Origin of the sequence: Mycolicibacterium palauense, assembly GCF_002592005.1 — a bacterium.
Taxonomy (GTDB): domain Bacteria; phylum Actinomycetota; class Actinomycetes; order Mycobacteriales; family Mycobacteriaceae; genus Mycobacterium; species Mycobacterium palauense.
Window position 1 is genome coordinate 1 of record NZ_NVQF01000112.1, and the last position, 14,236, is coordinate 14,236.

Below are 14,236 nucleotides of genomic sequence, written 5' to 3' on the forward strand. Positions count from 1 at the left end.
CCAGCGCAGATGCCGTTCGGCCACCGACTGCCAAGCACCGAACTGCTCGGGCAGATCACGCCACGGAGATCCGGTGCGATAACGCCAGATAATGCCTTCCAACGTGCGCCGATGATCATTCCAGGGACGACCGCGCCGCCGCCCCGAGGGCATCAACGGCTCGATCAACGACCACAAATCATCAGAAATCACATCAGCCCGGATCACCTGAACAGCATCAAGCACAACACCATTCACATTAAGCAGACACGCCCTAGCCCGGTGGCGAGGCGAGCCGGGGAACCGCCGTCTTGTCCAGCAGCGCGGTCTGCATCAGGCGCCGCACGCACGCCCGTGAGTACCGTGAGTACTCGGTGTCGTCGTACTGCACCAGTCGGCCCAGATCGACCACCAGCGCCAGCGCGGCATGGACCGCGAAACGGGCGTGGGCGGGGGTGAAGTCGCTGCGGGCCGCCGCCACCAGGCCGGCCCAGGACTCCACCGTCGAGCGTTGGATGTTGCGCAGCGCGACGCGGTCGACCGGCGGCAGGTTGACCCGCTCGGTGTAGTAGACGTAGGCCAGCTCGGGATCGCGGAACGAGCGCGCGACATAGGCGTCGATGAGTCGCACGAGCGCCTGCTCGGGGTCGGTCGTCTCGGCCAGGATTCCCGCCAGGTCACCGGACACCCGGTCGGCGGCACGCCGGTAGGAGGCCGCCAGAATGTCGCCCTTGCTGGGGAAGTACCGGTAGATGCCGGACGGCTGGATGCCGACCGCCGCCGCGATGTCCTCCATGCTCGTCTCCCGGAAGCCCTGCTTGTTGAACAGCACCAACGACTCGTGCAACAGCGCCTCGTACTTGCCCGCCCGGGTGGAATCGGCGGGCAGCGTGAAGGTTTCGTCGTCGAGCGGCCCGGTGGGCAGGGTGGTGGCCAGCACGTCGGAGGCCAGGCCGGACAGCACCCGCGCGATCTCGGGGACGGCGAGCTGGGCGCGGTGGTCGGCCACGCTGCCGATGACGCTCAGCGCCGCCGAGGACAGCGTCCAGCGCTCCCGCGACGTCAGCTCCGGACGCAGCTGGGCCAGCGGCTGCTGCAGCCGCCGGTTGACCAGCTTGATCTGGTCCATCAACGCGGCCTGATCGTCGTCGCGCAGGTACCGGCCCTCCCAGCGGTACAGGCCGCCGGGTGTCCGGTAGGCGATCGCGGTCTCGGTCAGGCGGTCGACCAGCGCGTCCAACCGTGCCTGCGGATCGGTGATGTCCTCGGCGATCGCGGTGCAGTCCACGAGATGCTGGCCCAACGTGAGTACGGCGTCCCGGAACAGTTCGTACTTGCTCGACGAATGCCGGTACAGCGCCGCGGCCGTGATGCCGACGCGGGAGGCGATGTCCTCCATGCTCACCCCGTGATAGCCCATGGCGCTGAAAGCGTCGGCCGACGCCTTCGCTATCTGCGCCTTGCGGTCCTTGGGGCGACGCCGCGGTGCGTCCGGCCCGGGCCGACGGGCTGTGGTCATGCCGCTCACGGTAACCCAGGAGGTGTACCGCGGCGGTCCGTCCGGCGGAATCACCCAATACGGCAACCGGAGCGGCAACCGGCGGTGAATTGTTTCCATTTGTCGAATCTTCGGGCTCACTGCAGACTAGTCGCGGCGTTGTTTATTCGGTGTTAGGGATCGGAAGGGCCCGGTCCATAGCGGTTCTCGTGTTTGGCGGGTGTGAGCGAAAATGCCGGGAAATTAACACGATAACTGCGTCCGTGCGGCTATTGTTGCGTCCATTTACAGCTACGTTTCCCTCTGCGCGACAACCGCGCCGAAAGAAAGGGAAGTCATGGCTTTTACATTTGTTGGTTCGCCCCTTCTGGCCGGCATCGCCGCCCTGGGGGCCAGCGCCGCGATCGCAACACCGGCCGCCCTGGTGGTCCTGCCCACCGACGCCGCCGGCCAGATCCGCGACATCATCGAAGGGGCGCAGGCCGATATCTCGGTCCTGCGCGCCGACATCACATCCGGGCACGTCGAGATCCACGACATCCGCCTGGCGGCGGCCACCGAGGTGCGCGGGCTGCTCGACGGCCCGAACACCGACCGCGACGCGGTCGAGGCCGTCGTGGCGGACTCCCGCGCCGAGGTCACCTCGGCGCGGGAGATGATCGCCGCCGATCACACCGAGATCCGGGCGACCAAGCGGGACGCCGCTGCGGACATCGGCGAGGTGGTCAGGGCCGACCGCGGAGAGGTCGTGCAGGAGATCGCCGCCATCGTGGAACCGGCCCGTGCGCAGCTCGCGGCCGAGAAGGAGACGATCACGTCCGGGGTGCAGTCCACCAGGGAGATCCGCCGGGACACGGCCGACGAGGTCAAGGGCATCGTCGCCAGCGCCAGGGACGGTGACATCGAGCCCGCCGATGCCGCCGCGGAGATTTCGGATGCGGTCAAGACCGCCAAGGCCGACACCGCATCCAACAGGGCGGACATCAAGACCGCCCGCGCCTCGATCAAGTCCGTCCACAAGGAGACCGCCAAGTCGGTCAGGCACGTGGTGAAGAACCACCGCACGTCCAAGCGCGGGGATCGCTCCTAGCGCCGGCCTTCGGCCGGGCCGGGGCCCACGGCACGCAGGAACGCCGCCAGCGCCGCGTCGAAGTCCGCGGGACTCTCCAGGAACGGAAAGTGCGTACCACCGCGGACCCCGGGTACGCACGCCCACCGCGAGCCGCGGATCTGCCGGTGTATCCAGCGCTGCGATGTGATCGGGACGTTGACCGAGTCGCCGGCGACCACCAGGGTCGGCAGCTCGATCCGTGGAATCAGCGCGCGCCAGTCGTGGGTGGCCACGTCGAAGATCAGGTCGGCGGCGTGGCCACGGTCGAAGGTGGCGCTCTGGGTGGTCAGCTCCGCCAGGTGGGTGGGCGACAGTCCGGGGGAGACCACGTCGGAGAGGAAATCCGCGCGCGGGTCCGGGCCGTCGCCGTACAACAGGTCGGTGAAGGCGAACAACCCGGCGGCGTCCATCGTCGCCCCGGCCTCCGCGGCCTCCCCGTCGCTCCACCCCGGGCGCCTCAGGGCGCAGGGCATCTGGTCGACCAGTGTCAGCGACCGCAGCCGTTCGGTGCCGAACAGCTCGAGATAGGACCAGATCACCGCGGCCCCCATGGAGTGCCCCACCAGGTGTACGTCGTCCAGGTGCCGGGCGGTGAGCACCTCACGCAGGTCGGCGGCCAACCGATGCAGGTGGTAGCCGGCCGGCGGCGTCGAGGAACGGCCGTGTCCGCGGTGGTCGACCGCCAGCACCCGCCAGGAACCGGACAGTGACTCCAGTTGCGCAACGAACCCCTGCGCCGTCTGCGACCATCCGGGCAGCAGCACGACGGGCGGGCCGGCGCCGGCCTCCAGGTGCCGGATCACCGTGCCGTCACCGCAGACCGTTTCGCCCGGGCGGGGCTGGCTCACCCCATGCCCTCCAGGCTGAACAGCGCCAGGAAACCGATGAAGAACATCGCCGCCATCCACGGTCGGTGCGGCACCTCGTGGGCCTCGACCAGAAGTTCCTCCACGACCAGCCACAGCAGCGCCGCCGCGGCGAAGGCCAGCACCACGGTCAGGATGCGGGGGCCGGCATCGGCCAGCAGTGCCGCGCCCAGCAGCGCGCCCGCGGCCACCAGCAGGCTCAGCCCGGCCGTGACCGCCGCCGCGACCGCGCGGCCCATGCCCGAGCGGGTCAGTTGCAGCGCCACGGCCAGGCCCAGGAACAGCACCTCGGCGGTCAGCGCCACGGTGATGATGATCGCGGTCGCCTCCGACACCGCGGCGCTGGCACCGACCAGCAACCCGTCGATGAACAGGTCGACACCGACGACCACCAGAAATCCCACGGGTATCGCCCCGGCCGCGGTGCCCGCACCCTCGCCGTCGGGCCCGTGGCCCTCGAAGCGGCTCAGCGCCAACAGCAGTGCCACCGCGGCGAAGAAACCGACGGCGATCAGCCACAGCGGCCCGGCGTCGCGCAGTTCCGGGAGCACCTCACCGGCGACGGCGGCCATCACGATGCCCGCCGCCAGGTGCTGTACGCCACCGACCACCGCCGCCGACGGGGTGCGCACCACGGCGATCACGCCGCCGATCGCGCCGGCCAGGACCGGGAAGACGACCAGCGAGGCCGCCGTCGTCATTGTGCTGATGGGAACCTCCGTGCCGTGCCGCCACCTACCGTCGGACCTCCAGCCTTGCGCATCGGGCGCCGCTAGAGGAGCTGGACGAGCAGAAAACCCAACACGGAAAAACCGCCGACGTAGATCAGCATCGGCACCACCGTCCGTGAGATCACCGCGCCCTCCCGGCCGAGCTGGCCGGTGACCCCGGCGACCGCCACCACGTTGGCGACGCAGACCATGTTGCCGGCGTTGGCGCCGCCGACCTGTTGGGCCAGCACGACACCGGGTGGGGCGCCGATACCGGTGGCGACGTCGACCTGCAGCTGAGCGAACATCAGGTGGCTGAAGGTCGCGCTGCCCGAGATGAAGGATCCCAGCGCGCCGACCACCGGGGCGAACAGCGGCCAGAACGTGCCGAGGGCGGACGCGCCGGCGTTGGCCAGTTCGACGGGCATGGCCCCCAGCCCGGCGTCGTTGCCCGCGGAATTCAGGAACACCCGCACCAGCGGCACCGCTGCGGCCAGCGTGATGCCGGTGCCCAGGACCGCGGTGCCGGTGCGGGTGACCGCCGTGCCCAGGGTGGGGCCGCGGACCCGGTGCAGCACCACCGTCGTCGCGGCCACCACCAGGAAGATCGCGCCGGGGGAGTACAGCGGCTGCCACGACGCGCGGATGCCGGTGGACAGGATGTCGTCGGCGACCAGGTTCACCGACAGCAGCCGCTCCTTGACGGGGTCGATGAGCCGGGTGATCAGCAGCAGCGCCACCAGAAGCAGGTACGGCGCCCACACCCGCCACACGGGCATGGCCCTCGGGCCGGGCACCGGGATCTCCGAGCCGTCGTCGGCCAGATAGCCGCGTTCGACGGTCCAGGTCCGCTTCGGCACCAGCACATTCCTGCGGACCGCGATCACCAGCAGCGCCATTCCCGTGATGCCGCCCAGGATCGCGCCGAACTCGACATTGCCGAGCAACCACGTCCAGGCGAAGGCCGGGACCGTGTAGGCCAGCGCGGCGAACACGGTCAGGGGCAGCGCCTCGCGGGTGGCTCCGGGCGTCTTGACGGTGGCGAACACGCGGGTGAGCAGCACCAGCAGGCTGATCGGGATCACCAACCCTATGACCAGATCCAGGCCGGTGGCGATCAGCGCCACCTCCAGCAGGGTGCGCGAGGTCTCCGGGTCGGTCGGGTTGAGGTCCAGGCCTTGTCCGATGCCGACGATCAGGGGCGTGCCCACCGCGCCGAAGGTGACCGGGCTGGAGTCGCCGATGAGCGTCAGCGCCGCCGCGGACAGGGGCGGGAACCCCAGCGCGACGAGTAGGGGCGCGGCCACCGGTGCCGGTGTGCCGAAGCCCGCCGCGCCCTCGATGAACGCCACGAAAAGCCAGGCGATCAACAGCACCTGGATGCGAGAATCGTGCGAAACACGTTGGAATTCCCGGCGAATCGCGTCCAGGCCGCCGCTGGCGCGCATCACCTCGAGCAGGGCCAGCGCACCCAGCACGATGAACAGCACACCGCCGCCGATCACCAGGCCCTCCAGCAGCGCCGCCGAGACCGTGCGGGCCGGTACCCGCCAGACGGTCAGCGTCAGCACCAGCGTGATCACCAGCGCCAGAGGCATGGCCCGCGAGGCGGGCAGCCGCAACGCGACCAGCAGCACCGCCACCGACAGCACGGGCATCAGGGCGGTCAGCCATTGCAGCGGCGTCACCGGCGGGCTCTCGTGATCGGGCCCCGGTGTCGGCGGGTGCGGGCAGCCACGGATCAACAGTAGGGCCGCCGTGGTGCCGGGGCGCGCCGAGACCGGATGGCGACGGTACCTCGGCCCCGGGGACGTTCGTGGCTCCCGTCGAGGGCTAACCGTCTTCGGGTGGGCGTTCCCGGGCTCGGGACCGGCTCACCTCGGGCAGCGAACAGCCGGCGGGAAGCCGGTCCAGCGCCGTCGTCAGCGCCACAGCCAGGTCGGCCGTGTCGAGAGGGCTGTCGAGAGGGGTATCGAGAGGGGTATCGAGAGGGATGTGGCCGTCGAAGGCATCGAGAACCGCGCGCAACTCGAAGAGCGCTGCGCCCTGGCGCCTGGCCAACGCGGCCGCGGCCGACAGGTCGGCGCCGGGGTCGGATGTGGCCGTGTGCGCCCGCAGCCGCAGCAGCTCGGCGTCGTAGAACGTCATCCCCGCGGTGCCGGACGCCCTCAGCGCCCGATCCAGCCGGGTGCCCGCCAGCTCCGGTTCGCGTGCCGCGGTGAGCAGTCGGGCCGCCGCCGCCTCGAACAGCGGCAGGAAGACTCTCAGGCCGGTGGTGTGCAGCAGATCCACGGCCTCGGCCAGCCGGGACGCGTGCTCTGCCAGCGCCGGGGAGGCCGGGCCGGCCGTGAGCGCGGTCGTGGCCTCGACGACGGTGCGCAGGGCGTGGCCCCACAGCGTCCAGACCTCGAAGTTGAACTGCTCGGCGTGGGCGAGCAGTTCGCCGGTCACCGCCGCGGCGTGATCGAGCTGGCCCGCCTCGAGCCGGACCCACGTTTCGAAGAAGCGGGCGAATCCGAGGCTGAACGGTCCCTGGGGAAAGGTGAGTTCGTCGGCACGCCGCGCGGACCGCAGTAGGTGGTCCTCGGCACCCGGCAGGTCGCCGGCGGCGATCCGGTCGAGTGCGAGGATGCCGTGGGCCATCGTGATCGAATCCGTCGGATTGAACCACAACTGCTCCACCGAACGTGTTCCCGTGATCGCGAATTCCTTAGTTGCCGAGAGGATCTGGTCGCGACCCGAGGCGAAGTCCCCGGCCATCCAGGCGGCGATGCCCGTGGTGACGCCGAGGATCGGGCGAAAGTACTCGCGGCCCTCGCCGAGGCGTATCCACAGCGGCTCCCACACCCGGTTGGAGCGCGGTAGGTCGCCGATGGCGAAGTAGTAGCCCCCCAGGGCGGCCAGCGTGCTGAACACCTCGTCGTGCAGTTCGGTGCCGACCAGCTGAAGACACCGCTCGAAGTCGGTTGCGGTGGTGGCGTTCAGCGGGCCCTCGCCGGCGCTGGCCAGGAAGCCGCGTTCCAGTCGCGTACCCATCTCGGCCAGGTCGCGAAAACGGCCCACCGGTTGCCGCGTGGTGTTGGTGAGGGCGCGCGTCAGGTGATCGCGCGCTTCCTGCAGCGCGCCCCGCCGCCGCGCCTGGGTGGCCGCCTTCCGGAATGCGGCGGCCGCCTCGGCGGGGTTCTCGGCCCGCTCATAGTGGTTGGCAACCGCCGGCCACTGGGGTTCGCCGGCACGGCCGCCGGTCAGGGCCGTGGCGATTCTCGCGTGCAACCGCCGACGGATGCTCGGCGGTGCCAACTCCTCGGCGAGTTCGCGCAGCAGCTCATGGCGGAAGTGCCAGCCTCCGCCCCGCGACGGCTCGAGGACGCGGGCGTCGACGAGCTCGTCCAGCGCCTCGGTGAACCGCTCCTCGGTGAGGTCGGCGACGGTCTGGAGCAGGTCGCGATCCAGCTGACGCCCGATCAGCGCGGCGGCCTCGACCACGGGAACGACATCGGTGCCGGCCCGTAGCCGGGCCAGCAGGGGCTCGTAGAGTCCGTCGGGCACACCGGTTTCCGACATACCGCTGACGACCTGCTCGATGTAGAACGGCACGCCGTCGCAGCGTGCCGCGACTTCCTCCCGCTGCGAGGTTGACAGCCCGGGATCGAGCTCGCCGACCAGGGCCTCGGACTCCGTGGCGTTCAGCGGCGCGAGGTCGAGGACGGTCACGGGCCACTGCGGGGACAGCCAGGCCCCGGGGCGCCCGGTGATCAGCACCAGTACCCGGTGGTCCGGATCGTCGAGCAGGGACGCGAGGAGCTCCAGTGTGGAGGGGTCGAACCAGTGCGCATCCTCGGCCACGATCAACCCGGTGCGGTCGCCGGTGCAGGCGCGCAGGTAGTCCCGGATGGCCCCGATGATCATCGCGTGCAGTCTCGGGCCCTCGGCGGCGGCCGGTTGGTAGCCCGCCGCGGCCGCGATCCCGAGGACCGGCGCCAACAGTGGGATCGACGTGTCGGGGTCGAGTCCGCGCTCGCACACCGTCGCGCGCAGTCTCCGCAGGCGTTCGGAGTCGGAGGTCGAGCGCCCGATGTCGCAGTGCTGCAGCAGCATTCTGCGGATCGGATGCAGGCCTGCGGTGGCGTGCGCGGAGGACCCGGCGATTTCCAGCACGGCCGCACCGGAACGTGCCGCCAGGTCCGCGGCCTCGGCGGCCAGGCGCGATTTTCCGAGGCCGGCCTCGGCGCGCAGCACCAGTCCCGGGCAGGGGGCGTGTCCGGCCTCCGCTTGTGCCCATGCCCGCGCGAGCCGGCCGACTTCGTGCCGACGGCCGACTAGCGGGCCGCGCGGCGAACGGGCGGGCGCGGAACGCTCGTTGCGGACACGGTGGTGTCGAATCGGCGCCCCGATTCCCTTGACGCGTGCGGGGACACACTCGACGAGGTCGAAGTGGTTGCGCACCAACGGGGCCAGGGAGTCGGAGAGCACGACACCGTCCGGCGGAGCCAGCCCGGCCACCCGGGCGACCACGTTGGCGCCGAGACCGTAGACGTCGTCCTGGTTGGTGTCGAGATAGACCAGCCCGCGATGCAATCCGATCCGGACCCGGATGGGTGAATCCGCGCCGGCGCCGGCCGTGCGGCTCGCCGCGTCGTGGCTGATCCGCAGTGCTGCCGCCACCGCACGGCGTGCGTCGTCCTCGTGGGCCGTCGGGTGACCGAACACGGCCAACATGCTGGCGCCGACCGGGGAGCCGATATGACCTCCGAACCGGTCGACGGCGCCCACGACGAGGTCGCGAAAGTCGATCATCAGACGGGCGTAGGGCTCGGCCCGCATTCGTGCGGACAGCTCCATCGAGTCCGCCAGTTCGGCGTAGAGCATCGTCAGGCGGCGGATCTGACCGCCGTCCGCCGGCGGGGTCAGCAGGTCCCCGGCCTTCGAGGTGCTCGCCGTCCGCGGCCAGCACCTCGGTGGCCAGTGCCTCCGCGGCGACCCGGTCGCCGCGGTTGATCGCCTCGACCGCCCGATCGAGAAGCTCCTCGATCGAGGAGCTCTCGCCGGCCCCGCCGCGCTCGGCGCTGTCGCCGCCGTCGCCCACCGGGTCATTTTCGCACTTCGAGGCCGTGTCGGGACCCCGTTCCCGGGCCGCAATGCACGCCCGGACCCGGTGCGTCGGCGTCCCCGCGCGTTTATTGCGCCCGCCGTCAATTCTGCGCGTAATCTCTGCATTCGTTAGACCACCGAACTCTTTCCGGAGGGGGACATCCATGCGCAGAATCGCCACCACGGTGGGCGCGGCGACCATGATCGTCGGCTCACTGCTCGGGGCGCCGGCGGCGGGCGCGGCGCAGGTCGGGCCGGATGTCACCGTCGCTCAGCCCACGCAGCCTGCACAGCCGGCACAGCCGGCACAGCCGGGCCCCGAGGTGCAGATGCTCGACTGCATCGGCTTCACCGGCGCCATGGGCTGCGGGCCGGGCTGGTTCTGGCGTGACGGCTGGCGTGGCTGGGCCTGCTACCCCTGCTGACCGGTACCCATGGAGCACAGCGAACCAGGAGCAGCGCACATGAGGAACTTCTTCACCGTCGCCCTCGCCGCCGCGGCGACGACATTTGGTGCCCTGGGCACCCTGGGCATGGGGACGGCGGTGGCCGCGCCCGATTACGCGGTGCTGCCGGTGGATCCGAACATCATCACCGATTCGGCGGCGTACGCGCCCGTGCCGGCGGTGGTCGATCCCGACGGTGAGCGGGGCGTCCAACAGGCGTTCAACCACCGAGACGGCACCAGGTCGATCGTCACCACGATCCGGATCCTGCCGAGTCCGCAGGACGCCACCGGGGCCGTCGACGCGATGCGCGGAGACCTGGCGCCGACCGTGCTGGGTCAGGCCAGCCAGCCGGTGTCGGTGGGCAGCGGCGGAACGTTCGTGACGGGGATGTCACCCGGTGGGACGCAATCGGTGGGGGTTCTGCTGTTCACCGAAGGCTCTGCGGCGGTGGAGGTTCAGTTCGACGGGCCGGCCGACGATCCGGTGCCGGTCGACCTCGTCACGCAGTACGGCCAGAGCCAGGCCTCGGTGATCGGCCAGCAGCTGGGGATGTAGCCCCGGGGCCTCAGACGGTGATCACCTCGTAGCCGTCGAGCTGGTCCATCAGCACGTGCAGCTGGTCTTGCGCGGAGCCCAGGGTGTGCTCGATGGCGGTGAGCCGCGCCGCGTAGTGCCCGACCGGATACTCCGCGGTGACACCGATTCCGCCGTGCATCTGGACGGCCTCCTGGCTGATGTGGCGTCCCGAGCGCCCGATCTGCAGCTTGGCGCGCGCCGCGATGGTCGGGTCGAGGTTCCCGTCGGCGATCGACATCGCCGCGTACAGCGTCATGCTGCGGGCGAGTTCCAGGGAGACGTACATGTCGGCCGCGCGCTGGGTCAGGGTCTGGAAGGTGCTCAGCGTGACCCCGAACTGCTTGCGCTGCGTCAGGTATTCGGTGGTCAGGCGCAGCGCCTCCTCCATCGCCCCGAGCGCCTCGGCGCACAGTGCCGAGGAGACCCGTACCAGCGTGTGGCCGATGGCCACCGAAGTGTCGGCGGCCGCACCGAGCGGCTCGGCCGGAGTCGCGTCGAAGTCGATCTGCGCGCCGCGCTGACCGTCGAATGTGCGGTAGGGCTGTCGGTCCGTCGCGGCCGCGTCGACCAGGAACACCCCGGTGCCGCCGTCGGGCAGCGCCGCAGTGACCACCAGCGTGTCCGCGCAGTCGCCGGCCAACACCGGATTCTTCCGCCCGGTCAGCGTCCAGGAATCGCCGTCGCGGACAGCCTTCGTCGTCACGCCGGTGGTCGGCGCCCGCATCCCGGGCTCGACGTGCGCGAAGGCCAGGAGTCGCTCGTCGGCGGCGACCTCGTCGAGTAGCGCACGCTGCCCGGCGGTCCCGACCTCGGCGATCAGGGAACCCGGGCCCAGCGCGGCGTACACGACCGGCTCGGGCGCCAGCCGCCGGCCGATCTCGGTGAGCACCACCTGGAGCTCGATCTGGCCGCCGGCGTCCTCGTCGAATCCCAGACCGAGGATGCCGATCTCGGCCAGCTGGCTCCACACCTCGCGGCTCCACCCCAGATCGCTGTCGAGCACCCGGAGTCGGCCCTCGATGTCGTAGCTGCGCGACAGCACGTCGCGGGTGGTGTCACGGAGCAGGACCTGCTCGTCACTGAGTTGAAAGTCCATGGTTCACCTCACAATCCGAGGATGGTCGACGCGATGATGGTGCGCTGCACCTCGTTGCTACCGCCGTAGATGGAGGTCTTGCGGTAGTTCAGGTAACGCGGTGCGCTGTGCTGGGCCCACTCGGGGGAGGCGATGCCGCTGCCGGCGTCGAAGGGCAGGGCGTCGGGGCCGGCGACCTCCATCAGCAGTTCGGTGGCCAGCTGCTGCAGCTGGCTGCCGCGGAGCTTGAGCACCGAGGAGGCGGGGTTGGGCTTGCCGGCCGTGGACGCCGAGGCCACCCGCATCTGGGTGAGCTCGAGAGCCAGGATGTCGTTCTCGGCCTCGGCCAGCCGCGCGGCGAACAGCGGATCCTCGATCAGGCCGCTGGCCGTCGCGCGGTCCTTGACCTCGGCCAGCCGCAGCTTGGTGCGGCCCACCTGGGCTATCCCGTTGCGTTCGTTGCCCAGCAGGAATTTCGCGTAGGTCCACCCCTGGTTCTCCTCGCCGACGAGCTGGTCGGCGGGGACGCGGACGTCTTCGAAGAAGACCTCGTTGACCTCGTAGCTGCCGTCGACGAGTTTGATCGGCCGCAGCGTGATGCCCGGGGTGTCCATCTCGAAGAGCAGAAACGAGATGCCGGCCTGCTTCTTCGGGGCATCGGGATTGGTGCGCACCAGGCAGAAGATCCAGTCGGCGTACTGGCCCAGGGTGGTCCAGGTCTTCTGCCCGTTCACCACATAGCTGTCGCCGTCGCGGCGCGCGGTGGTGCGCAGCGAGGCGAGGTCGGAGCCGGCCTCGGGCTCGGAGAAGCCCTGACACCACCAGATGTCCAGGGCCGCCGTCGGCGGCAGGAAGCGTTCCTTGAGTTCCGGGGAGCCGAACTCGGCGATCACCGGGCCGACCATGTTGGTGTTGAACGTCAGCGGCTCGGGGACGCTGGCCAGCTGCATCTCGTCGAGCCAGATCTGCTGCTGGGTGGGCGTCCACTTCTTGCCGCCCCACTCCACCGGCCAGTTCGGGACGGCCAGGCCGTGGTCGTTGAGGATCTTGTGGCTGGTGACGATGTCGTCGTGGTTGATCTCGGCGGCGTAGCGGGTGCGCTCGCGGATCTCGGCCGGGATCTTCGTCCGGTAGAACGTGCGAAGCTCGTCGCGGAAGGCGGCTTCCTCGGGTGTCAGCGCCAACTGCATGGCGGCCTCCTGCTTCCTCGGTGCATCTGATAGCAGACTAACCACCCGGTTGGTCGGGAGGGTGTGCGGGCTGGTCGCAGAGGCGCCGTCCGCAGCGGGTGGGCGTGCCCAAGAATTGTCAGACCCCACACCTATGCTCGAACACATGTTCGATGATTGGTCGGATGGTGATGTGGTTGCCGCGGCGGTGGCGGCTCACCGGCAGGAGTCGGTGTTGACCGCACGCAAGCTGGCCGCGGTCGCCCACCTGCTGCAGCGGCGGATCAGTGAGGAACTGGCCCGCGAGCAGGACATGAGTTCGGTGATCACCGCGTTTTCGCGGACGGCCGCCGAGGTCGCGGCGGCGTTGAACCTCTCGGCGGCGGCCGCACGCCGGCTGGTCACCGCGGCCGAGGCCCTGGATGTGCGCCTGCCCGCCGTCGCCGCCCAGTTCGCCGACGGCCACGTCGACTGGGCCACCGTGCAGGTCATCATCGCGCGCACCGACCTGGTCGACGAGCAGCTGGTGGTCCGCGTGGACGCCGTACTGGCTGAGGAACTGCACACCTGGAGCTCGTGGTCACGACGGCGGATCATCGACGCCGTCGACACCGCGGTGGCCACCCTCGACGCCGAGGCCGCCAAAGCCCGCCGCGTGTCGGCCTTCGACGCCCGCCACGCCCGGGTCGACACCGACCGTGACGGCATGGCACGGCTGCACGCCAGCCTCGCCGGCACCGACGGCGCCGCGATCGACCGCCGCCTGGCCGCCGCGGCCGCCGCGGTCTGCGGCCAGGATCCACGCACCCTGGCCCAACGCCGCGCCGACGCCCTGGTGGCCCTGCTCAACGGAGGCGCCCTGGCCTGCGGGTGCGGGGACCCTCAGTGTCCCGCCGCCGGCCAACCCGCCCCGACCGCGCCGGCGGTGGTGCTCAACGTGGTCGCCGCCGCGGCCACCGTTACCGGCCACAGTGACCAGCCAGGCTATCTGAGCGGGTTCGGGGTCATCGACGCCGAATTGGTGCGCGAGCTGGCCCGTGACGCCACCCGCCGTCTCGTCGAACACCCCCACCCCGACGGTGACCCGCAGGCCGCGCTGCGCTACCGGCCCTCGGCCGCGCTGGCCCGCTACGTCCGCGCCCGCGACCTGACGTGCCGCTTCCCCGGGTGCACCGTGCCCGCCGAACGCTGCGACATCGACCACACCATCCCGTTCAACCACGCCGACCCCGCGGCCGGCGGGCCCACCGTGGGCCGCAATCTGGGTTGCTACTGCCGCGAACACCACCGGCTGAAAACCCTGTTCGGCGGCCCGAACGGGTGGCGTGACGAACAACGCCCCGACGGCACCATCATCTGGACCGCCCCCAGCGGCGCGGTCTACACCACCACCCCCGCCGGGGCTGACCTGTTCCCCCACCTGCGCACCAGCCGCCGCCCCGAAGACCAGGCCCGCGTCGAGCACGCCCGCCACCAGCTGTGCACCCAACGACCCGCCAACGCCGCACACCGCTACCGCAACCAGGCCGCCCGCCGCGAAATCGACCTGCGCCGCTGGCGCAACCACACCCGCCGCCTACGCATCCTGTTCCACGGCCACAACACCACCACCAAACCCAGCACCAGCCCCTACATGAGCTGGGTCAACACCCCCGAAGCTGTCTCTTACACACATATGACGCTGCCGACGATACCCCTCGTGTATCTCTCAG

At 70.5% G+C, this 14,236-nt stretch carries 12 protein-coding genes; 4 read left to right on the forward strand and 8 right to left on the reverse strand.

What is annotated here, in order from left to right; genetic code table 11:
- Positions 1-207 (reverse strand): transposase (locus tag CSR00_RS26960; RefSeq protein WP_245906149.1); only part of this gene is annotated, 207 nt, incomplete at its 3' end.
- 46 nt (positions 208-253) lie between these two features.
- A complete protein-coding gene (locus CSR00_RS26965) occupies positions 254-1,498 on the reverse strand; it encodes a TetR/AcrR family transcriptional regulator (RefSeq protein WP_099025464.1) in 1,245 nt (414 codons plus the stop codon).
- Positions 1,499-1,814: 316 nt separating this feature from the next.
- On the opposite strand from CSR00_RS26965, the gene CSR00_RS26970 reads away from it, so the two are divergent.
- Positions 1,815-2,567, forward strand: a complete 753-nt coding sequence (locus CSR00_RS26970; protein WP_099025465.1) for a TolC family protein — start codon at positions 1,815-1,817, stop codon at positions 2,565-2,567.
- Here the strand turns inward: CSR00_RS26970 and CSR00_RS26975 are convergent.
- The 4 genes from CSR00_RS26975 to CSR00_RS26990 all read right to left on the reverse strand — a co-directional run bounded on the left by CSR00_RS26975 (position 2,564) and on the right by CSR00_RS26990 (position 9,033).
- Positions 2,564-3,436, reverse strand: a complete 873-nt coding sequence (locus CSR00_RS26975; protein WP_099025466.1) for an alpha/beta fold hydrolase — start codon at positions 3,434-3,436, stop codon at positions 2,564-2,566. The two genes, CSR00_RS26970 and CSR00_RS26975, sit on opposite strands and share 4 nt — an antisense overlap.
- A complete protein-coding gene (locus tag CSR00_RS26980; RefSeq protein WP_099025467.1) occupies positions 3,433-4,155 on the reverse strand; it encodes a ZIP family metal transporter in 723 nt (240 codons plus the stop codon). Before CSR00_RS26980 ends, CSR00_RS26975 begins: the two co-directional genes overlap by 4 nt.
- A 71-nt stretch (positions 4,156-4,226) precedes the next feature.
- A complete protein-coding gene (locus CSR00_RS26985; RefSeq protein WP_099025468.1) occupies positions 4,227-5,852 on the reverse strand; it encodes an L-lactate permease in 1,626 nt (541 codons plus the stop codon).
- Between the two features lie 145 nt (positions 5,853-5,997).
- Positions 5,998-9,033 (reverse strand): ATP-binding protein, encoded by a 3,036-nt coding sequence (locus CSR00_RS26990; RefSeq protein WP_176562287.1) that lies wholly within the window; start codon positions 9,031-9,033, stop codon positions 5,998-6,000.
- Positions 9,034-9,419: 386 nt separating this feature from the next.
- Between CSR00_RS26990 and CSR00_RS26995 the strand changes: the two genes are divergently transcribed.
- Positions 9,420-9,680 carry a hypothetical protein gene (locus CSR00_RS26995; RefSeq protein WP_099025470.1) on the forward strand — a complete coding sequence of 87 codons (261 nt, stop codon included), beginning with the start codon at positions 9,420-9,422 and terminating at the stop codon, positions 9,678-9,680.
- Positions 9,681-9,719: 39 nt separating this feature from the next.
- Positions 9,720-10,259 (forward strand): hypothetical protein, encoded by a 540-nt coding sequence (locus CSR00_RS27000; RefSeq protein WP_099025471.1) that lies wholly within the window; start codon positions 9,720-9,722, stop codon positions 10,257-10,259.
- Between the two features lie 10 nt (positions 10,260-10,269).
- On the opposite strand, the gene CSR00_RS27005 is transcribed toward CSR00_RS27000, so the two are convergent.
- Together CSR00_RS27005 and CSR00_RS27010 are read right to left on the reverse strand one after the other, a co-directional pair.
- Positions 10,270-11,376 carry an acyl-CoA dehydrogenase family protein gene (locus CSR00_RS27005; protein WP_099025472.1) on the reverse strand — a complete coding sequence of 369 codons (1,107 nt, stop codon included), beginning with the start codon at positions 11,374-11,376 and terminating at the stop codon, positions 10,270-10,272.
- Positions 11,377-11,384: 8 nt separating this feature from the next.
- On the reverse strand, positions 11,385-12,545 hold the full coding sequence (locus CSR00_RS27010; RefSeq protein WP_099025473.1) for an acyl-CoA dehydrogenase family protein: 1,161 nt from the start codon (positions 12,543-12,545) through the stop codon (positions 11,385-11,387).
- 145 nt (positions 12,546-12,690) lie between these two features.
- Here CSR00_RS27010 and CSR00_RS27015 point away from each other — a divergent pair.
- On the forward strand, positions 12,691-14,236 hold a 1,546-nt coding region (locus CSR00_RS27015; RefSeq protein WP_176562288.1), incomplete at its 3' end, for an HNH endonuclease signature motif containing protein.